The organism is Pseudomonas sp. Hz4, assembly GCF_054898165.1.
Genome location: NZ_CM142719.1, coordinates 277,829 through 301,807, shown reverse-complemented (window position 1 = coordinate 301,807; position 23,979 = coordinate 277,829). Strand labels below are relative to the sequence as shown.

21 protein-coding genes and 1 pseudogene are annotated in these 23,979 nt (G+C 59.0%); 13 read left to right on the top strand and 9 right to left on the bottom strand.

What is annotated here, in order from left to right; translation table 11 throughout:
• Positions 1–38: 38 nt before the first annotated feature.
• Both ACYZTR_RS01330 and ACYZTR_RS01325 read right to left on the bottom strand, forming a co-directional pair.
• Positions 39–989 carry a homoserine kinase gene (locus ACYZTR_RS01330; RefSeq protein WP_461975822.1) on the bottom strand — a complete coding sequence of 317 codons (951 nt, stop codon included), beginning with the start codon at positions 987–989 and terminating at the stop codon, positions 39–41.
• A 57-nt stretch (positions 990–1,046) separates the two neighbouring features.
• Positions 1,047–1,337, bottom strand: a complete 291-nt coding sequence (locus ACYZTR_RS01325) for a DUF2782 domain-containing protein (RefSeq protein WP_461975820.1) — start codon at positions 1,335–1,337, stop codon at positions 1,047–1,049.
• Between the two features lie 74 nt (positions 1,338–1,411).
• Between ACYZTR_RS01325 and polA the strand changes: the two genes are divergently transcribed.
• A complete protein-coding gene (gene polA, locus ACYZTR_RS01320; RefSeq protein WP_461975818.1) occupies positions 1,412–4,183 on the top strand; it encodes a DNA polymerase I in 2,772 nt (923 codons plus the stop codon).
• A gap of 302 nt (positions 4,184–4,485) precedes the next feature.
• Here the strand turns inward: polA and yihA are convergent, their stop codons facing one another.
• On the bottom strand, positions 4,486–5,127 hold the full coding sequence (gene yihA / locus ACYZTR_RS01315; protein WP_008156006.1) for a ribosome biogenesis GTP-binding protein YihA/YsxC: 642 nt from the start codon (positions 5,125–5,127) through the stop codon (positions 4,486–4,488).
• A gap of 191 nt (positions 5,128–5,318) precedes the next feature.
• Between yihA and ACYZTR_RS01310 the strand changes: the two genes are divergently transcribed.
• From ACYZTR_RS01310 to ACYZTR_RS01280, 7 genes are all read left to right on the top strand, one after another.
• Positions 5,319–5,609, top strand: coding sequence for a c-type cytochrome (locus ACYZTR_RS01310; protein ID WP_449644419.1), 291 nt, complete (start codon positions 5,319–5,321; stop codon positions 5,607–5,609).
• A 46-nt stretch (positions 5,610–5,655) separates the two neighbouring features.
• Positions 5,656–6,267: a c-type cytochrome gene (locus ACYZTR_RS01305; protein ID WP_461975815.1), complete on the top strand. Its 612-nt coding sequence runs from the start codon at positions 5,656–5,658 to the stop codon at positions 6,265–6,267.
• Positions 6,268–6,467: 200 nt separating this feature from the next.
• Positions 6,468–7,109: a thiol:disulfide interchange protein DsbA/DsbL gene (locus ACYZTR_RS01300; RefSeq protein WP_461975813.1), complete on the top strand. Its 642-nt coding sequence runs from the start codon at positions 6,468–6,470 to the stop codon at positions 7,107–7,109.
• A gap of 14 nt (positions 7,110–7,123) precedes the next feature.
• On the top strand, positions 7,124–8,002 hold the full coding sequence (locus ACYZTR_RS01295) for an endonuclease/exonuclease/phosphatase family protein (protein WP_461975811.1): 879 nt from the start codon (positions 7,124–7,126) through the stop codon (positions 8,000–8,002).
• Positions 7,999–10,080, top strand: a complete 2,082-nt coding sequence (locus tag ACYZTR_RS01290; RefSeq protein WP_461975809.1) for a diguanylate cyclase — start codon at positions 7,999–8,001, stop codon at positions 10,078–10,080. Before ACYZTR_RS01295 ends, ACYZTR_RS01290 begins: the two co-directional genes overlap by 4 nt.
• Before the next feature lie 103 nt (positions 10,081–10,183).
• Complete coding sequence (locus tag ACYZTR_RS01285) at positions 10,184–10,963, top strand: N-acetylmuramoyl-L-alanine amidase (protein WP_461975807.1); 780 nt, start codon at positions 10,184–10,186, stop codon at positions 10,961–10,963.
• Positions 10,964–11,038: 75 nt separating this feature from the next.
• Positions 11,039–12,652 (top strand): EAL domain-containing protein, encoded by a 1,614-nt coding sequence (locus tag ACYZTR_RS01280; RefSeq protein ID WP_461975805.1) that lies wholly within the window; start codon positions 11,039–11,041, stop codon positions 12,650–12,652.
• 11 nt (positions 12,653–12,663) lie between these two features.
• On the opposite strand, the gene ACYZTR_RS01275 is transcribed toward ACYZTR_RS01280, so the two are convergent.
• The gene (locus ACYZTR_RS01275) at positions 12,664–14,454 is read right to left on the bottom strand and encodes a KinB sensor domain-containing domain (RefSeq protein WP_461975803.1); all 1,791 of its coding nucleotides are present in this window, start codon (positions 14,452–14,454) and stop codon (positions 12,664–12,666) included.
• Positions 14,455–14,464: 10 nt separating this feature from the next.
• Positions 14,465–15,811 carry a sigma-54-dependent response regulator transcription factor AlgB gene (gene algB / locus ACYZTR_RS01270; RefSeq protein WP_461975801.1) on the bottom strand — a complete coding sequence of 449 codons (1,347 nt, stop codon included), beginning with the start codon at positions 15,809–15,811 and terminating at the stop codon, positions 14,465–14,467.
• A 433-nt stretch (positions 15,812–16,244) separates the two neighbouring features.
• On the opposite strand from algB, the gene ACYZTR_RS01265 reads away from it, so the two are divergent.
• The 5 genes and pseudogenes from ACYZTR_RS01265 (at position 16,245) to ACYZTR_RS01245 (ending at position 20,415) form a co-directional block, all read left to right on the top strand.
• A complete protein-coding gene (locus ACYZTR_RS01265; RefSeq protein ID WP_461975799.1) occupies positions 16,245–16,532 on the top strand; it encodes a hypothetical protein in 288 nt (95 codons plus the stop codon).
• An 81-nt stretch (positions 16,533–16,613) separates the two neighbouring features.
• A complete protein-coding gene (locus ACYZTR_RS01260; RefSeq protein WP_282379648.1) occupies positions 16,614–16,778 on the top strand; it encodes a DUF1328 domain-containing protein in 165 nt (54 codons plus the stop codon).
• A gap of 2 nt (positions 16,779–16,780) precedes the next feature.
• Positions 16,781–16,882 (top strand): annotated as a pseudogene (locus ACYZTR_RS01255) (inhibitor of vertebrate lysozyme family protein); the annotation flags it as partial.
• A gap of 786 nt (positions 16,883–17,668) precedes the next feature.
• Positions 17,669–19,000, top strand: coding sequence for a glutamate/aspartate:proton symporter GltP (gene gltP / locus ACYZTR_RS01250; protein ID WP_461975797.1), 1,332 nt, complete (start codon positions 17,669–17,671; stop codon positions 18,998–19,000).
• 185 nt (positions 19,001–19,185) lie between these two features.
• A complete protein-coding gene (locus ACYZTR_RS01245; RefSeq protein WP_461975795.1) occupies positions 19,186–20,415 on the top strand; it encodes a nucleoside recognition domain-containing protein in 1,230 nt (409 codons plus the stop codon).
• A 31-nt stretch (positions 20,416–20,446) separates the two neighbouring features.
• On the opposite strand, the gene ACYZTR_RS01240 is transcribed toward ACYZTR_RS01245, so the two are convergent.
• Genes ACYZTR_RS01240 through ACYZTR_RS01225 form a run of 4 tightly spaced genes read right to left on the bottom strand, consistent with a single transcriptional unit; the run spans position 20,447 to position 23,958 of the window.
• The gene (locus tag ACYZTR_RS01240) at positions 20,447–21,073 is read right to left on the bottom strand and encodes an ABC-type transport auxiliary lipoprotein family protein (protein WP_461975793.1); all 627 of its coding nucleotides are present in this window, start codon (positions 21,071–21,073) and stop codon (positions 20,447–20,449) included.
• Positions 21,070–22,008: an MlaD family protein gene (locus tag ACYZTR_RS01235; protein WP_461975791.1), complete on the bottom strand. Its 939-nt coding sequence runs from the start codon at positions 22,006–22,008 to the stop codon at positions 21,070–21,072. Before ACYZTR_RS01235 ends, ACYZTR_RS01240 begins: the two co-directional genes overlap by 4 nt.
• Position 22,009: 1 nt before the next feature.
• On the bottom strand, positions 22,010–22,813 hold the full coding sequence (locus ACYZTR_RS01230) for an ABC transporter ATP-binding protein (RefSeq protein WP_461975789.1): 804 nt from the start codon (positions 22,811–22,813) through the stop codon (positions 22,010–22,012).
• Positions 22,810–23,958, bottom strand: coding sequence for an ABC transporter permease (locus tag ACYZTR_RS01225; protein ID WP_461975787.1), 1,149 nt, complete (start codon positions 23,956–23,958; stop codon positions 22,810–22,812). Before ACYZTR_RS01225 ends, ACYZTR_RS01230 begins: the two co-directional genes overlap by 4 nt.
• Between the last annotated feature and the right edge of the window lie 21 nt (positions 23,959–23,979).

The following is a 23,979-nucleotide window of genomic DNA, read 5'->3' as shown; positions in this document are numbered from 1 at the left end:
TAACCCTGTGGCGAGGGAGCTTGCTCCCTCGCCACAATTTAAAGGGCGAAAGGTAACTGTGTACTGATCTTCTGACGCTGCGCCAGACGCTGTTGAAACTCCATCGGATCGTGAATCAACACGTCCTGCCCGGCGAAAGATTCCGCCGCGATCAACCGCGACAACCAGAACCGCACACACGCCACCCGCAACAGGGTCGGCCACAACTCGGCTTCGGCTGCGGTAAACGGCCGCAACGCCGCATAAGCGCCGAGTAACGCCCGCGCTCGTGGTCCGACGATCAACCCGTCTTCGTCTGAACACCAGTCGTTCAAAGCAATCGCCACGTCGTAGAGCATCGGCCCCGAACAGGCGTTGTAGAAGTCAATCAGCCCGGTCAGATGAGTGCCTTCGAACATCGCGTTATCGCGGAACAGGTCGGCATGGATGTTGGCTCGGGGCAGCGCCAGAATTTTCGTCTTCTGCTGTGTGATTTCGTCCAGAGCCCGTTGCAGCAGATCGCTCTGCTCGGCATTCAGGTGCGACAGCAACTGCGTGCCCTCCTCCAGCATCCAGTCCAGGCCGCGATCGGTCTTGCGCTTGATCATATTGCCTTGGGTCGCCAAATGCAGATGCCCGAGCAACCCGCCGACCTGAGCGCAATGCTGCGCGTTGGCTTCCTTAATGTGCTTGCCGGCCAGACGCGGCTGCAACAGCGCAGGTTTGCCGGCCAGTTCGCGCAAGGCGACGCCGTCGGTGGTGCGCAATGCATAAGGCACGGGCAGGTCGGCGTCGTGCAGCACGTCGAGCAGCTCGATGAAGAACGGCATCTCCTGAACCGGACCACGCTCAACCAGGGTCAGGACAAATTCGCCCTGCTCCAGGCTGATAAAGAAATTGGTGTTTTCGCTACCGGCGGCAATCCCCTGGAAATCAAGCAGGCGGCCAAGCCCATAAGGGGCGAGAAAGGTTTCCAGCTCGGGCCGAGCCAGTGGGGTGAACACAGACATGTTTGAACTGCCAGTACGGGCGCCGCTGCTTTAGCAGCACCGATTGAAATTAAGAAACTACTTCCACTCAAAAATCTTCCACGAAGGAATCAGCATATCCGGCTGATCCGAGCGGATGAAGTTTGCATCCGTTCCGTCCGCACGCACCAGAAAGTAAGGCGGTGCGCCCTTCGGGGTGACCTTGATGGCGTACAGGAAACCGTTTTGGCGGTATTCCTGGATGGTTTTATCGCCTTCCGTGCGAATGGTGACATCTGGGTCCGACGAGGGCGCATCGTCCGCCGCCATGACGGCCAATGGTGCGAGTGCAAACAAGCCAGCCAGCAGCAAGCGATTTAGTGTGCGCATGATAACCTTGCCCCTTTGTCGTCAACGGTCCCGCTATTCTAGCGCCGGACCCGCCGAAAAGGTTGATCCTGCTCATGAGCCAAGCCCCCCTCGTCCTGGTGGACGGTTCTTCTTACCTGTACCGCGCCTTTCACGCCCTCCCACCGCTGACCACGTCCAAAGGCTTGCCGACCGGTGCGGTCAAGGGTGTGTTGAACATGCTCAAGAGCCTGCGCAAGCAGTATCCGGGCAGTCCGTTCGCCGTGGTGTTCGACGCCAAGGGTGGGACATTTCGCGATGACATGTACGCCGAATACAAGGCCAATCGCCCGAGCATGCCCGATGACATGCGCGTGCAGATCGAACCGCTGCACCAGAGCGTCATCGCCCTCGGTTTCCCGCTGTTGTGTGTCGAAGGGGTCGAAGCCGATGACGTGATCGGCACCCTGGCCCGCAGCAGCGCGGCGGCCGACCGCCCGGTGGTGATCTCCACTGGCGACAAGGACATGGCGCAATTGGTCGACGGCCACATTACCTTGGTCAATACCATGACCGGTAGCGCGCTCGACGTTGAGGGCGTGAAGGAGAAATTCGGCGTCGCTCCCGAGCAGATCATCGATTACCTGGCACTCATGGGCGATTCTTCCGACAACATTCCGGGCGTCCCGGGCATTGGTCCAAAGACCGCTTCTGGCCTGCTAGTGGGTGTGAACGGTGGTCTGACCGAGCTCTATGCACAGCTCGACATCGTCCCGACCTTGCCGATTCGCGGGGCCAAGACCCTGCCGGCCAAGCTGGAAGAACACAAGGCGATGGCGTTCCTCTCCTATCAACTGGCAACCATCAAGATCGACGTGCCGCTGGATATCGGCCTCGACGACCTGCAAATGGGCAAGCCGGATCACGACAAGCTCGCCGAGCTCTATACCCTGCTGGAATTCAAGAGCTGGTTCGAAGAGAACCAGCGCGATGCCAAGCGTTCCGGCCAGGAAGTGACTGCTCCGGTGGCTGAAGAAGCCGCCGTGGAGACTGAGCTCAAGTACACAACGATCCTCACCCAGGCAGACTTCGACCTGTGGCTGAAGAAGCTCAACGACGCCAAGCTGATTGCCTTCGACACCGAAACCACTGGCATCGATGCGCAGCAGGCGCAACTGGTGGGCCTGTCTTTCGCTGTACAAGCCAACGAAGCGGCCTACATCCCGCTGACCCATTCCTACATGGGCGTACCGGATCAGCTGGATCGCGACACCGTGCTGCGGGCACTGAAACCGATCCTGGAAGACCCGAACAAGCTTAAGGTCGGCCAACACGCCAAATTCGACATGAACATCCTGGCCAACTGCGCCATGGGTGGCGATCAGAATTGTGGCATCACCGTGCAAGGCATTGCTTTCGACACGATGCTTGAATCCTACGTGCTGGACTCCACCGCGACCCGTCACGACATGGACAGCCTGGCGCTCAAGTACCTGAATCACACCACCACCAGTTTTCAGGACATCGCCGGCAAAGGCGCCAAGCAACTGACCTTTGACCAGATCTCCCTGGAGCTGGCCGGGCCTTACGCCGCCGAAGACGCAGACGTGACGCTGCGCCTCCATCAAACCTTGCAGGAAAAGCTCAATGCCATCCCGAGCCTGAGCAAGGTCCTGAGTGAAATCGAAATGCCGTTGGTGCCAGTGCTGGCACGAATCGAACGCCAAGGCGCGCTGGTCGATGCCAACCTGCTGGGCATTCAGAGCGTGGAACTGGGCGAGAAAATGGTCGCCCTCGAGCGTGAGGCGTTCGCCATCGCCGGGGAAGAATTCAACCTCGGCTCGCCGAAGCAACTGGGCGTGATCCTGTACGAAAAACTCGGCCTGCCGATCCTCAGCAAAACCGCCAAGGGCCAGGCGTCCACCGCTGAAGCCGTGCTGGCGGAACTGGCCGAACAGGATTTCCCACTGCCCAAAGTGCTGATGCAGTACCGCTCGATGAGCAAGCTGAAAAGCACCTACACCGATCGCCTGCCAGAGCAGATCAATCCGCGCACCGGACGGATTCACACCTCTTATCACCAAGCCGTAGCGGCGACCGGGCGTTTGTCGTCCAGCGATCCGAACCTGCAAAACATTCCAATCCGCACCGCCGAAGGTCGTCGGATTCGTCAGGCCTTCGTCGCGCCAAAAGGCTATAAGCTGCTGGCCGCCGACTATTCACAGATCGAACTGCGGATCATGGCTCACCTGGCCAAGGACGAAGGTTTGCTGCACGCCTTCCGCAACGATCTGGACGTGCACAAAGCCACCGCAGCGGAAGTCTTTGGGGTTGAGCTGGCGGACGTCACCACCGACCAACGGCGCAGTGCCAAGGCGATCAACTTTGGTTTGATCTACGGCATGAGCGCGTTTGGCCTGGCCAAGCAGATTGGTGTTGATCGCAAGCAATCCCAGGCCTACATCGACCGTTACTTCACCCGATACCCGGGCGTACTGGAATACATGGAGCGCACCCGCGCGCAGGCCGCCGAACAAGGTTTCGTCGAAACCATCTTTGGTCGTCGCTTATACCTGCCGGAAATCAACGCGAAAAACCCGGCCCTGCGCAAGGGTGCCGAACGCACAGCGATCAACGCTCCGATGCAAGGCACCGCGGCGGACATCATCAAGAAAGCCATGATTGCGGTGGACAGCTGGCTGACAGCGTCAGGCCTCGATGCCAAAGTCATTCTGCAAGTGCACGATGAATTGGTTCTGGAAGTGCGGGAAGATTTGGTCGATCAGGTCCGTGATGAAATTCGCGTGCACATGAGCGACGCAGCGAAGCTTGATGTGCCGCTTTTGGTCGAGGTTGGTGTAGGAAATAACTGGGATGAGGCTCACTGAGCCGTCTGAAAAGACATTTTCCGCTGCGGCATAGTGCCGCGGCAGAAAGGGCGAAAGGGCTCTTAGTTCAGAAAATTCGCAGGTCTATTCCAAAGGCTTTTTAAAAAATTCTGAACTAATCTCCTGATTCGCCACTCAGAGTTACTGAATGGCTGGTGAAGCCCTTCGATGCTCCTATGTTGTGTTAAGTGTTGGCAGATATCTGGACCCCGCCCTAGCGGTTCGGAACTTGAACCCCGGAACTTCCCCCTCCCCATAAGAAGTCCGGGGTTTTTTTTGCCTGCTGCTTTTGTTTGAACAGCTTACTCGGCAAGCTCGGCGCCCTTGTCTGCCAGTTCCATCCAGCCCGCCAGTACAGTGTAGGCGTCTTCCAGCCCCATGCGCTTTGGCGCCGAAAATAGCTGGATGCTGATTGCATCACCCCAACCCTTGCGGATATCTGTCTGAACCTTGAGCAGGACATTTTTCGCCGCGCCGTAGGTCAGCTTGTCGGCTTTGGTCAGCAAAATGTGCATCGGCATGCCGCTGGCGACGGCCCAGTCGAGCATCAGCAAGTCGAAGTCGGTCATTGGATGACGGATGTCCATCATCAAGATCAGACCTTTCAAACTCTCACGACCACCCAGATACGCTTCCAGGTGACGCTGCCAGTGCAGCTTCAACGGGATCGGTACTTTCGCGTAACCGTAACCCGGGAGGTCGACCAGACGACGATCATCGTCTAGCTTGAAGAAGTTCAAGAGCTGTGTGCGCCCCGGAGTTTTCGAGGTTCGCGCCAGGCTGGCGTGCGTCAGGGTATTCAGAGCACTGGACTTGCCGGCGTTGGAACGCCCGGCGAAGGCCACTTCAAAGCCTTCGTCGTCGGGACATTGGTCGACTTTGGCGGCGCTGAGCATGAAGGTGGACTGTTGGCACAGACCGAGGATGGGGTTCTTGAGTTGCATGGGATTTCCGATGTGGGCGGCGCCGGGAATGGACGCGGCGAGCAGTGTCGTTTCCGTTTCAGTGACGCCAGTATATAATGCCGCAGATTTTGTGTGCGCTTTGTCCCAGCGTAGGATGAAGTTCACGAGAGCGATTGACCTTGATTGCGCACTAGAACGCAGCACGCTCTCAACCCTGAAAAGGTCGTTTTATGACGAAATGGCTGCTAGCTGCCGGTGTCTTGATGCCGCTTTACAGCGCTCAGGCTACACAGGATCCGGAAGCTGTGTACAACCGTGTTTGTGGTGCTTGTCATTCCGGCCAACTACCCATGGCGCCTAAAAAGGGCGATCAGGAAGCTTGGACGCCGAGGTTGGCGAAAGGTATGGGGACGCTGGTGCAACACGTAACCCAGGGTTTCAAGGCGATGCCGCCGCGTGGTTTGTGCATGGACTGCAGTGCCGAGGATTACCGAGCAATCATCCAGTGGATGAGCGAGTGATCCCGGCCCATAACTCTTTAACCCTTAGCCGTAGTTGGATTAGCTGATGAACAAATTGATCGTGAGTCTGCTGTTGACCGTGGGGATCTCCGGCATTGCCCATGCTGCAGGTGATGCGACTGCTGGTCAGGCGAAAGCCGCAGTATGTGGCGCCTGTCATGGCCCGGATGGCAACAGTATGGCGCCTAACTTTCCGAAACTGGCAGGCCAGGGCGAACGTTATCTGAACAAGCAGTTGGTCGACATCAAATCCGGCAAACGCACGGTGCTGGAAATGACCGGCCTGCTGACCAACCTGAGCGATCAGGACCTGGCCGATATCTCCGCCTACTTCGCCAGCCAGAAAGGCAGTGTTGGCGCCGCTGACCCGAAAGTCGTGGCACGCGGTGAAGCACTGTTCCGCGGCGGTGATCTGGCCAAGGGCCTACCAGCCTGCACCGGTTGCCACTCCCCGGACGGCAAGGGTAACGCGGCTGCCGGTTTCCCGCACCTGGGCGGCCAGCACGCTCAATACATCGCCAAGCAACTGACTGACTTCCGCAAGGAAGAAGCCGGCCGCACCAACGATGGCGACACCAAGCCGATGCAGAGCATCTCCAAAAAGCTGAGCGACGAAGATATCGCAGCAGTGTCCAGCTACATTCAAGGCCTGCACTAAGGCCGGCGAATCGGGCGTTGCGGGAGGTGCACATCTCCTGCAACGTTAACGCTCGATTAATCCGTCGATGCAAGCATAAAAAGGGTGGCTTTGGCCGCCCTTTTTTGTGGCCGCTGCCGTTACACTACAGAACTCAAGCCCGCCAGGACCTGTCTGAAAACAGGTCGCGCGAGGCAACCCAAATTGTCCAGGAGTAAAGCATGCGTAATCTGATCATCAGCGCCGCACTCGTCGCTGCCAGCCTGTTCGGCATGACGGCCCAAGCCGCCGAAGCACCCGCCGCACCTTACGTCGAACTGACCAACCCTGTTCCGGTGGCTGTACCTGGCAAAATCGAAGTCGTGGAGCTGTTCTGGTACGGCTGCCCGCATTGCTACGCCTTTGAGCCGGTGATCAATCCTTGGGTTGAGAAACTGCCTTCCGATGTGAATTTCGTGCGTATTCCAGCCATGTTCGGTGGTCCGTGGGACGCACACGGCCAGCTGTTCCTGACCCTTGAAGCGATGGGCGTGGAGCACAAGGTTCACTCGGCAGTGTTCGAAGCCATTCAGAAAGAACACAAGAAGCTGGTCGACAAGAATGAAATGGCCGACTTCCTGGTGACTCAAGGCGTAGACAAGGACAAGTTCCTGGCGACCTTCGATTCCTTCGCCATCAAGGGCCAGATCATCAAGGCTCGCGAACTGGCCAAGAAGTATGAAATCACCGGCGTTCCAACCATGATCGTCAACGGCAAGTATCGCTTTGACGTGGGCTCTGCCGGTGGTGCCGAACAAGCACTGCAGCTGGCCGACAAACTGGTCGACAAAGAGCGAGCGGCAACCAAGGCTGCTACCAACTAAGCGCGTCGACCGCCATGCGCCGTTGGGGCACTGAACGCGTCGTTGGCCTGCATGATCCGCGGGTCAACGAGCATCATCTGGAATCGACGGGCTTGCCCGCAGACAGCCGTCTGCGCTTGCTCAGTTTCAATATCCAGGTCGGCATCAGTACCGAGCGCTATCGGCACTACCTGACCCGGGGCTGGCAGCATCTGTTGCCGCACACCGGGCGTGCCGACAATCTGCAAAAGATCGGCAATCTGTTGGGCGACTTCGATCTGGTCGCCTTGCAGGAGGCCGATGGCGGCAGCCTGCGATCAGGCTACGTCAACCAGGTCGAACACCTGGCCCAGCTCGGTGCATTCCCCTACTGGTATCAACAACTCAATCGCAATCTCGGTCGCCTCGGCCAGCACAGCAATGGCGTGCTCAGCCGCCTGCGCCCGTGGGCGATTGAAGATCATCCGCTGCCGGGGCCCAAGGGTCGCGGGGCAATTCTGGTGCGCTTCGGCGAAGGTCCGGAGGCGCTGGTGGTGGTGATGATGCACCTGGCGCTGGGCGCGCGCGCCCGCACGATGCAGCTGTCGTACATCCGCGAGTTGATCGGCGGCTATAAACACCAGGTGCTGATGGGTGACATGAACACCCACGCCAGTGACCTGCTGCAAAACTCTCCATTGCGTGACCTCGGCCTGCTCGCGCCGCAACTGGAAGCGACCTTTCCCAGCTGGCGTCCGCAGCGTTGCCTGGACCATATTCTGCTGAGCCCGACCCTGACTCTTGAAAAGGTCGAGGTGCTGGCACAACCCATTTCCGATCACCTGCCGGTCGCGGTAGAGATTCGTCTGCCGGGTTCGCTCACGGCTGATGCATTGCCCGCGTTGAGTCCTGCCCCTCGCGGATCCCATGAATGAGCGACGAAGCACAGCGCTGGAAAGAGAAATACCTCAAAAGCATCGAACAACAGGAAAAGCTCGAGCGTCGATGGGACGCCCGGCTCGACCTGCTGCGTCGCGGGCTGGTGCGCAGCACCCTGGCAGCCGAGGGCACTGACCGCGCTGTTGACCTATGCATGAAGGAAATGCGCGAAGTTGTGCGCACCGACGACATGGACGCCGGCCTGGCCGCCCTGCTTCCGCGACTGGAAAAAGCCGTACTCGACTCCGAACAGCGCCGGGAAACCCGGGTCAATCAAACCAGCGCCGCACTGACCGCACTGGTCTCGCAGCTGCAAACATTACCGCTGCCCCGGGAAGTGAGCCGGCCGCTGAAGAACTTCGCCAAGCATCTGGATACAAGGGTCGGGCAGGCGCGCGAAATTCCGTTGCTGCTCAGCGAACTGAGTGGCCTGCAAGGCAAAGCCCTGGGTCAGCTTGAAAACCCGGTGGAACCCGGCCGCCCAGGTTTGCTGCAGCGACTGTTTGGTAGTCGCGAAACGGATGAAACGGCATTACAGCTCGCCCCCGTCGCTATTTCGACGCCCGCCCCGCAGTATGCCGAATCGATGGCACTGCCTCATGCGGAGAGACCACAGGTAAACGTCGATCCCGCGCCAGACGTCGATAAGCTGCAAGGGACGGTCGTACACGTCGCCGCTCCCGTTGCTGCACCCGAGCGACTGACGATCGAGACTCAATCGCCCACAGCAGCGCCTTCTCCTGCCGTTGTAGCGTTTATCCCGCCCGTGCTCGAGCCGCAGCAAGCACCCGATCAAATACCAGAGACGCAACCGCAACCGGGCGTTGAACCTCCAGAAAAACTGGCTCCTTTGATTATCGAGCCAGTAACTCAGGCTCAACCGGCACTCAATCCCGACGGATTAACCCCGGTGGTCTACCTCGACAGCCTGCCGCTGCCCCCGACCATGGCCCAGGTGTTGGCCGCCGCAGGTCCTGAACAACCCGAGCCGGATATTTTCTACGCCCTGCCGGACTCACCCGAACCATCCTATAGCTCGGTTGCCAAGCACATCGAAGACACGCTACTGGGCTTACTCGACGACCTGACGCTTCCCGAGCATCATCGTCCGCAAGCCGAAACCCTGCGTGATCGACTGAAAAATGGCCTGAACTGGTACGAGTTGCTGCCAATCCTCGATGATCTGGCAACCTTGATGCTAGCCATCACCGACAGCGGCCAGCACGAATTCGAAGCCTATCTGCAGCAGCTCAACGAACGCCTCGAGTCGTTCCAAAGCAACTTGCAAGCCGCCAGCGACGGCCATGCCGACAACCGTTCTGCCGCACGCGAGATGGACACCCAGATCCGCGAGCAGGTCGACGGCTTGCAGAACAGCATGCAGGACGCGGCCGACCTGGACGATCTCAAGCACGTCCTGGAAAACCATCTGGAAGGCCTGCTCGGCACCATGGACCAGCACCAGAGGCAGCGTGACGAGCGAGAGCAGGAAGTCGCGGCGCGCCTTCATGGTCTGGCCGAACGCGTTGCGCACATGGAGCAGGAAGCCTTGGGCTACCGCGAGCATCTCGAAGAGCAACGCCAGAAAGCCTTGATCGATCCACTGACCGGCCTGCCTAACCGGGCAGCCTGGAGCGAACAACTGGATCAGGAAATCAGCCAATGGCAACAACAGGGCAACTCCCTGTTGCTAGCAATGCTCGACCTCGACCATTTCAAACGTATCAACGATAACTATGGTCACCTGGCGGGCGACAAAGTGTTGAAAATCATCGCCAGCGTGCTCCGCAAGCGCCTGCGCGGGACGGATTTCATTGCCCGGTTTGGTGGTGAGGAGTTCGTCCTGTTGATGCCCGCGACAGTACCGGCTGTCGGCGCGAAACTGCTTGAAAACCTGCGCGCGTCGATCGAAGCCTGCCCTTTCCACTTCAAGGGTGAGCCGGTGACCATCACCATTTCCATGGGGCTGACTGGGTTCAAACCCGGCGAACATAGCGATCTGGTGCTGAAAAGAGCCGATCAGGCGCTGTATCGGGCAAAACATGCAGGCCGCAACCGGGTGGAACTGGGCTGACGGTCAATTGTTCCATCTTGTTTAAAACATCGCGCTGGCCGTCTGAGTGCAAGGCAGTACGTTACACTGTTGCATTACTGACTTGCGTGTGTTGCCTTCTGCCATGAAATACCTAGCCCTCATCGTGTCGCTGATTCTGTTGGTCGGTTGTGCCAGCGGCCCCCGGTTCGACACACGTTACCCTTCAGCCAATCACGACAGCCGCATTCAGTTCGTGGTGGTGCATTACACCTCCGCGTCACTGGAGCGCTCGCTGCAACTACTGACCCATGGCGACGTCAGCAGCCACTATCTGATTGGCGACGACAAGGGCGCCACCCTCTACAAGCTGATGGATGAAAACCTCCGAGCCTGGCACGCCGGGGAAAGCGAATGGCAAGGCCGGACCTGGCTGAACTCCAGCTCCATTGGCATTGAAATCGTCAACCCGGGTTTTAAAGACACCCCTACCGGGCGCCTTTGGTACCCCTACAGCGAAGACCAGGTCCAGTCCCTGATCGTCCTGCTCAAGGACATTAGTAAGCGTTACACCATCAATCCCCGCAGCATCATCGGTCATAGCGACATCGCCCCACTGCGCAAGCTCGATCCGGGGCCGCTGTTCCCTTGGAAGCGTCTGGCTGCCGAAGGCCTGGGTATCTGGCCAAACGAGCAGGCCGTAACGCGCCAGCAAGCACAGTTCGAATTACAGCCGCCAACCATCAGTTGGTTTCAGGCACAACTGGCCCGTCTGGGTTATCCCACGCCGCAAACCGGCGAACTGGATGTGGCGACGCGTCATGTGATTGCGGCCTTTCAGATGCATTTCCGACCGTCTCGTTTCGATGGCACACCGGATGCGCAAACCGCGGCGCTTCTAGAAGTCTTGAATCAGACAAAATAATGACGCCCGCCCGACGGTCAGGGCTTTTTTCCAACCAGCAGCTATAACTCATTGGTAATTCTTCGGATATACCCTATGCCTGCTGCTCGAGAGACATTACGTAGTTGGTTCTATCGCCCTTGGTTTTTGGCGATACTGGCTGCTGCCTTGAGCGCGACACTCCTGATGGCCGGCAGCCTGTTCATGGCCATGCATCAAGTCGAGAAGAGCGAAAGCGAAGAGATGAATGCCCAGGGCGAGCGCTTCCTTGCTCGCCTGGAGCAACTTTTCGGGCAGTTGCGTGAAAGCCTCGACGACCTGGAAGCCCAGCCGTTACGAGGCTGCGATGACGAAATGATCGCGACCTTGCAGCAGGTCAGCTTCAACTACCGCTTCGTTTATGAAGCTGCCTATATGGATGCCTCGCGAATCTGCTCCAACCGCCCCCGCCAGGAAGGGCTGTCAATGATAAGGCCTCCGGACATAAGAGGCCCGACCTACAGTTACTGGCTGAACACCACTACCGAACCCGATGAAAACCGTGCCGCGCTGATGCTTGGACGCGGTAATTTTCGTGTTGCGACGTCTCGCGGGCATCTGACTGACATGGTCGACTTGTTACCGGGAAGCAGCCTGCTGGTGGTACTCGACCACGGCACGCGCGCGATTCCGGTGCTGGGTTTCTCACAGGTCTGGCCACCGACCGAACCCTGGCCCCCGAAAAGCGGCGACGCGCTACAGGTCACGCAGTCCCACTTGATTTACCGCATGCCAACCAACAATCCCGAATACCAATTGGTGCTGATCAGCCCGCGCACCGGCATGAATGTGCCTGCGGTTTGGTGGTGGCTGCTACCGGCCAGCCTGGTGCTGGCGGTGTGTGTGGGCTTTCTGGTGCTTCTGTTGGTGCGCCAGCGACAGTCGCTGGACGCCGAACTGAGTGGCGCCATACGGCGAGGCGAGTTGCAGGTGTTGTACCAACCGATCTTCGACCTCGACAGTCGCAATTGTGTCGGAGCAGAAGCCTTGTTGCGCTGGCGAAGGCCGGACGGCACCCTCACCAGCCCCGACCTGTTCATTCCGATGGCAGAGAATACCGGTCAGATCCGCCAGATGACCGACTTCGTCCTGCAGCGCCTGCTTGAGCAACTGGGTCAATTGTTGCGGGCCAATCCACAATTGTACATTTCGGTCAATCTGGCGGCCTGCGACGTCATGGTGCCGCGTATTGGCCAGGTGATGGCGCGCTTGCTGACCTTGCACCGCGTCGCAGCCAAGCAAATTGCCTTTGAAGTCACCGAGCGGGGATTGATCGATGTCGTCGTCGCTCGGGAAAACCTGCAAGCCTTGCGGGATGTGGGGCATCAGGTGCTGATTGATGACTTTGGCACCGGCTATTGCAGCCTCGCCTATCTGCAAACCCTGCCAGTCGACTGCCTGAAAATCGATAAGGCGTTTATCGATGCGCTGGGTCATGACGCTGCGAGTAGCGGTGTCGCACCGCACATCATTCACATGGCCCAGGCCCTGCAACTCAAAGTCATTGCCGAAGGCATCGAACATGAATCCCAGGCGGCGTTTCTGAGCAGTGAAGGCGTGAAGTTCGGTCAGGGCTGGCTCTTCGCTCATGCGTTAAGCGCGGTGCAGTTCATCGAGCTGATTACCCGTGGCCGCCGATTGGCCGCTCGACGTCTCGATGACGAAGCCTGAGCTGCTGCGGCTTATACCGACAGCGCCATATAGAACTGGGTGCCCTGCCCTGGCCGCGAATAAACACCCATCCGTCCGCCGTGCAACTGCACGATTTCCTTGCACAGTGCCAGACCTAGCCCGGCACCGCCCTTTTTGCGACCCACCTGTACAAAGGGTTCGAAAATCCGCCCCTGCTGGCCGTAGGCAATGCCTTCGCCGTTATCCTCGACGCTGATAATGACTCGCTCGCCATGGCGTCGAGCCTGCAAACGTATTTGCCCGCCGGGGGCGGTGTGGCGCAACGCGTTGTCGATCAGGTTATCGAGCACCCGGTCCAGCTGTGGCTGATCAGCCTGCAACCGCGGTAATGGCCCTTGCACCTCCACCGACAGGTCGATGCGCTTCTCTTCTGCAGGGCCGGCAAAACGTTCTCGGGCCTGGTCCAGCAACTCCTCGATGGCGCACGGCGCCAACGTGAGTTTCTGTAATCCGTTTTGATAGCGGGAGAAGTTCAGCAGGTCGTTGATCAACTGCATCAAGCGCTGCATCTCTTCGTTCACAGTGTCCAGCAGATCAGCTTCACGCGAGTCCTCGGCAAAGTGCGCGCGCTCGCGGAACAGGCCGAACGCCATGTGCATCCCGGTGACCGGTGTTCGCAATTCATGGGAGGCGCGCAGCACGAATTCGCTGCGCACGCGTTCAAATGCACGCTGTTCGGTAACGTCATGCAGCACCATGACGGCGCCGAGAATATGGCCCTGTGTGTGGCTGACCGGCGTCAGGCTAAAGGTCAGCAATCGCGACTCACCGTCGACCTCGACACTCAGGTCTTCCGGTGCCCGCTCCAAGGTGCCGCCGCGTAGCACCAGTTGCAGCTGATCATCGAGTTCGGGGCGCTCAAGCGCCGTACCCAGACCCTGACCGAGACGATCAGTGTCCCAACCCAACTGACGCTGCGCCACGGGGTTGAGGTGTTCCAAACGACCATTGCGGTCAATCATCAGCAACCCATCGTCGATGCTGTCGAGCACCGCCTGCAAACGTTGCTGGCCTGCGAGCAGCTCATGGACATTGGTGGCCTGATGCTCGCGCAAGGCCTCGGCCATGATCCCGAAGCGCTTGGTCAGCTGGTTCATTTCCACTGCCGAGGAAATCGGCAGCGTCACTTCGAAATTGCCTTGGCCGATGTTGTCTGCCGCTTGGACCAGGGCCTCGATCGGTGCACCAAAACGTCGAGCGATAGCGTGGGCGGTGATGAAGCCGATGATCAGCACCGCCAGCCCCACCAGCCCGAGCAGGCCGGCAACCAGCAGCGCCCTTTCCCGAGCCTGCCGTTCGGTGGCACTGATGTTATCCAGCGCACGCTTGTGCTCGGCGATCAAACCATTGCGCAGCGCATTGAATTTTTCTGTGAGTACTTCGTTGCCACTCAACACGTGCGTCGAGTCACGTGACGAGTCGTACGCTTGCAGAAAGCTCTGGTAGTCAGCCTTGGCCTGCTCGAAGCCGTACTGGAGCTCATACCCCGTCCGGGTATGGGCAATGCCGTCATCAAGCAACTGAACATAATGCTGCCTGGACGCCTCAAACGCCGCAGGATCTGGCTTTTCGCTGAGCATGATGATCAGTTGATCGCCGAGGGTCTGACGCAGTTTCAGCCCCAGGTCGAGGGTGTCGAAACTATTGCGAATCAGCGCTTCCTGGGTGCCCGCCATCTGCATCACGCTGACCAGCCCAAGCAACAGTCCAAGCAGCGCCACGGTGATCAGTGCAGAAATACTCAGAAATAACCGGGTGCGCAACTTCATCGCCAGTTTCATCGCAGACAGCTCACAAGTTGTACTGCTTGCGTTTGCGATACAACGTCGAGGCATCGATACCCAGGGTCTTGGCGGCCTGGTCCAGTGTGTCTGCGGTGGCAAGGACCGCTCCGATGTGGGCTTTTTCCAACTCATCCAGACTCAGCGCAGCGCCGATGCGTGGTGCATTGTTGATCGGGGTTTCGGCCATGCCCAGGTGGCTGATCTCGACCCGCTCCTGTGGACAAATAATGCTTGCCCGCTCCACAACGTTGCGCAGCTCCCGAATGTTCCCCGGCCAGCGGTAGCCGAGCAGCGCTTCGCGGGCTTCGTCGCTGAAGCCACGAGCCGGACGCGCGTACTCCTTGACGAAACGGGCCAGAAAACGATCGGCCAGATTCAGAATATCTTCCCTGCGCTCACGAAGAGGCGGCAGGTGCAAGGTGATGACGTTCAGGCGGTAGAGCAGGTCTTCACGAAAACGGCCGTCGCGCACCATGTCTTCGAGGTTGAGGTTAGTGGCGGCGAGGATTCGCACATCGGCGCGGCGGGTCACCGGATCGCCCACGCGCTCGTACTCTTTGTCCTGGATAAAACGCAGCAATTTTGGTTGCAACGTCAGGGGAAAATCGCCGATCTCGTCAAGAAACAACGTCCCGCCATCGGCCTGATTGACTCGCCCCAAGGTGCTTTCGCTGGCACCGGTGAACGCGCCACGGCTATGGCCGAAGAGCTCGCTTTCCATGAGTTCGGCGGTCAGGGACGGGCAGTTGATCGTGACGCAGGATTTCTTCGCACGCTTGCTCCAGCCGTGAATGGCTTGGGACAGTTCGCCTTTACCGGTGCCGGACTCGCCGAGAATCAAAATATTGGCATCGGTGCTGGCCACTTGGCGGGCAGTCTCGAGCACTACCTTCATCGCCGGGCTGTGTGAGTCCAGGCCATCCTTGGGTTTGCGCACTTCGCCTTCAAGGGCTTCCAGACGTGCCGACAGTTGCCGTACTTCCAACTGCTTGGCGGTGGCCAGACGCAATTGGTCGGGGCTGCAAGGTTTGACCAGATAGTCGGCGGCACCGGCCTGTATGGCATCCACGGCAGTGTCCACAGCCGAATGAGCGGTGACGATCACCACCCTCATCCAGGGTGCCTGAATACGCATTTGGGCCAGTACATCGAGGCCATTGTCTTCACCCAGGCGCAGGTCTAGAAAGCACAGGTCGAAGACCTGGCGCTGAAGCAGTGCATCAGCCTGGGCGGCGCTGTTGGCAGTAGCGACGCTGTAGCCTTCATCTTCGAGGCAATAGCGGAATGTACGCAGGATGGCGGACTCATCGTCCACCAGCAGAATGCGGCCTTGACTCTCAGTGGCAGATTCCATTTTCCTACGCTCCTTAATGAATGATCTTAGTTAGTCCCGGAAAAATCGGGCAAGTTGCATGGTTGATTCTGGTCGATTCCAGCTACAGCAGCGTAGCTCTCTCCTCACCCTACGGCTAATCGCCTGATTTTGTTGTTTTTTTATCAGATAGCCGGTTCGCAGTCAGTTGCCGGTGTCCCCTTGTGACATCCATGCTCTCCTCGCAATTCAAAAATATTGATATCTCCTACGAATCTATCGTGCATTACGCACGACCTCAAAAGGACCATCGTGCAGGATGCGTCCGATCCGAATTCAACATCATTCATAACTATCTGATTTTATTCGATTTTATTATCATGAAAAGCTGGCATGCAGGCTGCAATAGTTTGCTCAACCAGGGCATCTAAACGTCGCCCCAACAAGATCACCACCGTGTGGGAGGAGCTTCAGGATGAGTCGCCAACGTGCCGCCCAATTGCGCTTCTCGCCACTGCATATCCAGCAAGGTCTGTTTGCTGTCCTGGCGCTATTAATTACCTTGATCGGCGGCCAGCAGTTTCAGCGTTGGGAGCAAAGCCAGCAGCAAGAAGTGCCACGCCTCTCGATTCAGCCTCCGACCCAAACCCATTTCAGTGCGGCCAGCAATAACCAGGCTGACAGCGCCCCGATGCGAATGATGGACGTCGACCAGGCTCAGCCTGTGGATGAGATGACTCGTCAGGAACGTTGGGTGTTCTAAACACACGAACTTGGCGCGTTCGATGCGCCGGGAAAAGCACCACAAGTCACCTCTCTAAATAAAAGCGTAAGGAGAATCACCATGTTGAGCTGGGCAATCACGTTCTTGATCATTGCCATCATCGCTGGGGTATTGGGCTTCGGTGGTATCGCGGGCACCGCCACGGGTATCGCCAAGATTCTCTTTGTCGTGTTCCTGGTGATGTTTATTGCTTCCTTCTTCTTTGGCCGTCGCGGTCGAGGCTGAATATGAGCGTTTCGTTAAAGACACTGGCAGCCGCCCGGCTTCTGGGCGGTTGTGCCGTGGCGATGGCGGCCAATGACGGCCAGGCGCGGGTCAATAAGCTGGTGCGTGGGTGCAGAAGGCGGATCAGGGCAAGCAGGAGCTGTTGATGGAACAACTCAAGAAAGATCCACACGGGTACTGAATTCGTAACATGAAAGAAGCAGGATGGCCTCTTTCCAACTGCGCTACCCGAAGAAGGTAGACGCATGACCAAGGGGTCGGGACGTTCTGCCTGTTTCAGGGGCGGAGTGACCTACGGGTACAGGGAGTGCCTGCGCAAGGGCCGGGTCAGGCAAAAGCTGCGACGCAAGTTCGCTGGTCACTCATGACTAGACGGACTTGCGAAGAGCTTCCTCAGTGCAAACCGTTGTCCTAGAGCGTTCTGCTCGCATCCCCGCTCCACCTCTGTCAATCCTTCGCAAAACAATTTCGCGGCGTTTCTTTTGTGACCGTATATCGAGAAAGCTGCGCTTAAAAAACAGAGAAGTTTCGCGTTTAAACGTAGGCTTTTTCCCAATTTTTTGCCCGAACCCCCTCGCTTAAAAAACAACCTACCTCCTCTGTGATGGCCGGTTCACGGCACTTATGACTGCCGAAATGTCGTATTCGAACCGGTTGGGACGCGAGTTTCAGTTAAAAAAGCTCATGCCGATTCGGCATAGGGTAGGCGTTTACAGCATTAGACGTTGCGTCCTTGCATCTGAATAGTTGCGCCTTTTTTCGCCTGCCAGAGAGCCGATAACAAGCGTTCTGGGGCACCTTATACGGGGGTAGACGCACAAGACTTTTTCGCCACAAGCGTTCCAGTCTTTTTGCATCTGCCTGAGTCAAACGCAAGTAAGGGTAAAGATATGAAGAAGGCAAAGCTTAGCCTCGCCTGGCAGATCCTCATCGGTCTGGTATTGGGGATTGCAATCGGTGCGCTGCTCAACCATTTCAGTGCCGAAAAAGCCTGGTGGGTCAGCAACGTTCTGCAACCAGCAGGCGATATCTTTATCCGTCTGATCAAGATGATTGTGATCCCGATCGTGATCTCTTCGTTGATCGTCGGTATTGCAGGCGTTGGTGACGCGAAGAAGCTCGGGCGTATCGGCCTCAAGACCATCCTTTACTTCGAGATCGTCACCACCATCGCCATCTTGGTCGGTCTGGTGTTGGCCAACGTGTTCCATCCGGGCACCGGCATCGACATGAGCACCCTGGGTACCGTGGATATTTCCAAGTACCAGGCCACTGCCGCCGAGGTTCAGCATGAACACGCGTTCATCGAAACCCTCCTCAACCTGATCCCGTCGAACATCTTCGCGGCCATGGCCCGCGGAGAGATGCTGCCAATCATCTTCTTCTCCGTACTGTTCGGCCTCGGTCTGTCGAGCCTGCAATCGGACCTGCGCGAGCCGCTGGTGAAGATGTTCCAGGGCGTGTCGGAAAGCATGTTCAAAGTCACCCACATGATCATGAACTACGCCCCGATCGGTGTTTTCGCATTGATCGCGGTGACGGTGGCCAACTTCGGTTTCGCCTCCCTGCTGCCGCTGGCCAAACTGGTGATCCTGGTTTACTTCGCCATCGCCTTCTTTGCCTTCGTGGTGCTGGGCCTGATCGCTCGCCTGTTCGGCTTCTCGGTGATCAAGCTGATGCGCATCTTCAAGGATGAGCTGGTGCTGGCCTACTCCACCGCCAGTTCCGAAACCGTGCTGCCGCGCGTTATCGAGAAGATGGAAGCCTACGGCGCGCCGAAAGCCATTTGCAGCTTCGTGGTCCCGACCGGCTACTCGTTCAACCTTGATGGTTCGACCCTGTACCAGAGCATTGCGGCAATCTTCATTGCCCAGCTCTACGGCATCGACCTGTCCATCAGTCAGCAATTGCTGCTGGTGCTGACCCTGATGGTCACCTCCAAAGGCATCGCCGGCGTACCGGGCGTGTCCTTTGTGGTGTTGCTGGCCACCCTGGGCAGCGTCGGCATTCCACTCGAAGGCCTGGCGTTTATCGCGGGTGTCGACCGCATCATGGACATGGCGCGAACCGCGCTGAACGTGATCGGCAATGCCTTGGCCGTATTGGTCATCTCCCGCTGGGAAGGCATGTACGACGATGCCAAGGGCCAACGCTACTGGAACTCCCTGCCGCACTGGCGCAGCAAGGAAAAGTTGCCGGCCGATGAAGTCACCAGCAACTGACGCAGATCCCTGTAGGAGCATGGCTTAGCGAAGAACGATAACGCGGTGTAACTGATAGACCGCGTCGCCTGGATCGCGAGCAAGCTTTGCTCCTACAGGAGCCAATACAACCCCGGAGAAATCCGGGGTTTGTCGTTTCTGGCGACCCCGCTATCATTCGCCGCATTCTTCGGGGGATTTAACTGATGCTCAATGGCCTGTGGCTAAGCTTTTTCATCGTGGCTGCCGTTTCGGCACTGGCGCAATGGCTGATCGGCGGTAACGCCGGGGTCTTCGCGGCGATGGTGGAAAGCATTTTCGCCATGGCCAAATTGTCGGTCGAGGTGATGGTCCTGCTGTTCGGCACCCTCACCCTCTGGCTGGGCTTCCTGCGGATTGCCGAGAAGGCCGGGATCGTCGAGTGGCTGGCCAAGGCGCTCGGCCCATTGTTTCTGCGCCTGATGCCCGAAGTCCCGGCGGGTCACCCGGCCATCGGCCTGATCACGCTGAACTTTGCCGCGAATGGTCTGGGCCTGGACAACGCCGCTACGCCGATCGGCCTTAAAGCCATGAAGTCGCTGCAAGAACTCAACCCCAGCGACACCATCGCCAGCAATGCGCAGATCCTGTTCCTGGTGCTCAACGCCTCCTCCCTGACCCTGCTGCCGGTGACGATCTTCATGTACCGCGCCCAGCAAGGTGCGCCCGATCCGACCTTGGTGTTCCTGCCCATCCTGCTCGCTACCAGTTGCTCGACATTGGTTGGCCTGCTGTCGGTGGCGTTCATGCAGCGTCTGCGCCTGTGGGACCCGGTGGTGCTCGCGTACTTGATTCCCGGTGCCCTGGCCCTCGGTGGCTTCATGGCGCTGCTGGCGACGCTCTCGGCGACCGCTCTGGCCGGCCTGTCATCGATCCTCGGCAACCTGACGCTGTTCGGGTTGATCATGCTGTTTCTGGTGATCGGCGCGTTACGTAAAGTGAAGGTCTACGAAGCATTCGTCGAAGGCGCCAAAGAGGGCTTCGACGTGGCCAAGAACCTGCTGCCGTATCTGGTCGCGATGCTGTGTGCCGTCGGCGTGCTGCGGGCGTCCGGAGCGCTGGACTTTGGCCTGGACGGAATTAGGCATCTGGTGGAATGGGCGGGGTGGGACACGCGCTTCGTCGATGCGCTGCCGACCGCCATGGTCAAGCCGTTCTCCGGCAGCGCCGCCCGGGCGATGCTGATCGAAACCATGAAAACGTCTGGCGTGGACAGCTTCCCGGCGCTCGTGGCGGCGACGATTCAGGGCAGTACCGAAACGACCTTCTATGTATTGGCGGTGTACTTCGGCGCGGTGGGGATCCAGCGGGCGCGGCATGCGGTAGGGTGTGCGTTGCTGGCCGAATTGGCCGGGGTGTTGGGCGCGATTGGGGTTTGCTACTGGTTCTTTGGTTAACGAAGAACCCCTGTGGGAAGTGTGCAAGTATTCAAGGCCTTTGTGGCGGGGCAACTTTCTGACCTTGCTCAACCGCCCAAGCCACCACCTGCGCCGTCAGTTGATCACTGGCCTGGCCAAACCCGGTCACCACCGCCGGCACCTTCACATCGCTCAATGGCTGGCGCACTTCAAAGCGTCGGCTGGCGAGGAGTCGCTGGTCATAACCGCGCACCAGCAATGCATCCAGACGCACCACCACGCTTGCAGCCGTGCCTTGGTACTCGGTCTGGAACGCCTGCAGACTGCCACCCAGCTCCAGATCTGCCTGGAAATTGCTGTCGTCGGTGCTCAGCAATGAAACCCGACCATCACGCTGGAAACCGTCCAACAGGCGATTGCGCAGCAACACCGGTGCCGGGTCGCTCCAGCGCGAGGCCTTGTAGCTGCTGATCAGATCACCCTGAGGGATCACGGCGATCTTCGGGCTGTTCAAGGCCTCGCTGGCCTGTGGCTTGGCCAGGCGCAGCGACCAGCGTTGTGACGACCCGTGGCTGGCCGATACGCTGCTCTGGGCCGAAGGCAACCGATAGACATCGGACGGCTCGGACGTGGGCAGGATCGAGCAGGCGCTGACCCCAATGAAGCTGACGAGGAGGGCGAGGTGAGTCAGCTTCATGGCGTGAACTCCTTGTTCTTGTCATTGCCCAGCAAGTAACCGCTGGGGTTGGCTTCCAGGCGCTGGGAAATAGCCCGCAACGATGTCAGGGTATCGCGCAGCTCACGCACCGCCGGGGCCAGGCCATTGAGGCCTTGCATGCCGCTGTTGAGCGAATCCTGATGGGTCGTGAGCAACGTGTTGATGGTCGCGCTGCTCTGTTCCAGCGATTTCATCGCCTGCTCGGCGCTGCCGAACATCTGCTTGCCCTGATCGTTGAGCAAGCCGTTGGCATTGCGCATCAGCGCGGCGGTCTGTTCCAGGGTGGCCGTGGCCTGCTTACCGATGGCGCTCAGTTGTTGCATGGCCTGGCGAATATCACCGCGTTGGTCGGCGATGGTGCCGGTGGTTTGCTCCAGATGCTCAATTGTCTTGCGGATGCGCTCGGCGTTCTCCGAAGAAAACACCTGATTGGCGTTGTGCATCAGCATGTTCACACCGGCCACCAGGTCGCCGCTGTCATTCAGCAAGCGAGCGATGGGTGAGGGCGAGGCAATGATCGTCGGTAAATTACCGTCCTTGCCCTTGAGCGTCGGACTCTGCGGAGTACCGCCGCTGAGCTGGATGATCGAGGTCCCGGTGATCCCGGTCAGCGCCAGTTTAGCCTGGGTGTCTTCCTTGATCGGGGTATCGCCGCCCAGGCGAATTCGCGCCAATACCCGGCGTGGGTCTTTCGGGTCCAGCCGCAGGGTCACCACGTCGCCGACCATGATCCCGCTGTACTGCACGGCGCTGCCCTTGGACAGGCCGCTAACGGCCTCGTTGAAGACGATTTCGTAATCCTTGAACTCGGTGTCGACGCTGGACTTGGCCAGCCACAGACCGAAGAGCAGGGCGCCCGCCACCACAATCACGGTGAACAGGCCGATCAATACATGATGGGCTCGGGTTTCCATGTCAGACCTCCTTAAGCTGTTGAGCGGCGGCCAGCGCCGCGCGGCCGCGAGGGCCATGGAAGTATTCGTGAATCCACGCATCGTCGGCTTCCGACACCTTGTCGATGGCGTCCGCCACCAGCACTTTCTTCTGCGCCAGCACCGCCACCCGGTCGGTGATGGTGTAGAGCGTATCGAGGTCGTGGGTGACCAGAAACACACTCAGGCCCAACGCATCGCGCAGGGTCAGAATTAATTGATCGAACGCGGCCGCACCAATCGGATCGAGGCCGGCGGTGGGTTCGTCGAGAAACAGGATGTCCGGGTCCAGCGCCAACGCCCGGGCCAGTGCCGCACGCTTAATCATGCCGCCGGACAGTGAAGCGGGGTACTTGTCGGCCGCCGACAGCGGCAGCCCGGCCAACGCCAGTTTCACCGCCGCCAGGTGTTCGGCGTCCTCTCGGCTCAAACCGGCATGCTCGATCAGGGGCAGGGCGACGTTCTCGGTGACCGTCAGCGAAGAGAACAGGGCGCCTTTCTGGAACAGCACGCCGAAGCGCCGTTCGACCTTCGAGCGCTCGTGTTCGGACAGCGTCGGCAGGTTTTTACCGAAGACCTTCACCACCCCTTCGCTGGGCTGGCGCAAGCCGACGATACTGCGCAGCAGCACTGATTTGCCGCTGCCGGAACCGCCGACCACGGCGAGGATTTCGCCCTTGAACAACTCCAGGTCGAGGTTCTCATGCACGCTCTGGCGGCCGAAGCGATTGCACAAGCCGCGGACTTCGATCACCGCCTCGGAAGGTGCTCGGGGTAGACGACTCACCAGCCCATCTCCATGAAAAACAGCGCGGCCACGGCGTCGAGCACGATCACCACGAAAATCGATTGCACCACGCTCGACGTGGTGTGCGCGCCGACGGACTCGGCGCTGCCGCTGACTTTGAAGCCTTCAAGACAGCCGATGGCGGCGATCAAAAAAGCGAAAATCGGCGCTTTGACGATCCCGACCAGGAAGTGCTGAACGCCGATGTCCGATTGCAGCAGCGACAGGAACATCGCGGGCGAAATATCCAGCGACACCGCGCAAACCACACCGCCGCCGACAATCCCCGAGAGCATCGCCAGAAAGGTCAGCATCGGCAGCGCGACCAGCAGGGCCAACACTCGCGGCACCACCAGCAACTCCATTGGGTCGAGGCCCAAGGTGCGAATAGCGTCGATTTCTTCGTTGGCTTTCATCGAGCCGATCTGCGCGGTGAACGCACTGGCGGTGCGGCCGGCCATCAAGATCGCAGTCAGCAATACACCGAATTCGCGCAGGAAGGAGAACGCCACCAGGTCCACGGTGAAAATACTCGCGCCGAAACTCGCCAGCACCGTCGCGCCGAGAAACGCCACCACGGCGCCCACCAAAAAGGTCAGCAGGGCGACGATGGGCGCGGCGTCGAGGCCGGTCTGTTCGATGTGCGCCACCATCGGCGTAATGCGCCAGCGTTTGGGGCGAAACAGACCGCGGGCGATGGTTTCCAGGATCAGGCCGACGAAACCCAGCAGTTGCAGGGTGTCCTGCCAGACCGTGTCGACCGCGCGGCCGATGCGGGTCAGCAGTTGAATGCCGACGCTGGTTTGCGGTTCCTTGATCGGCACGCAGAAGTCGGTCAGCGAGCAATAGACGGTCTGCAACAAGGCACGGTCGGCAGAGGACAGTGTGCAATCGGGATGTTCGGCGGATCGGCCCAGACGCTCGGATCCGAGCAACTCCACCAGCAGCGACGCGCCGGCGGTATCGAGCGCGCCGAGGCCATTAAGGTCGATGTGAGTGCTGTCGTCGTATTGGCCGTGGAGCGTTTCGCTCAGGTGCTTGAGATTGGCGTAATGGGCAAGCGTCCAGTCACCCGTAACCCGCAACTGAGCAGGGGAGTGAGAGGTGTCCAGTTGGGCACTGCCGGCCATTGTGCTGCTGGTCATAAGCTCCGTGCTTTATCGGCT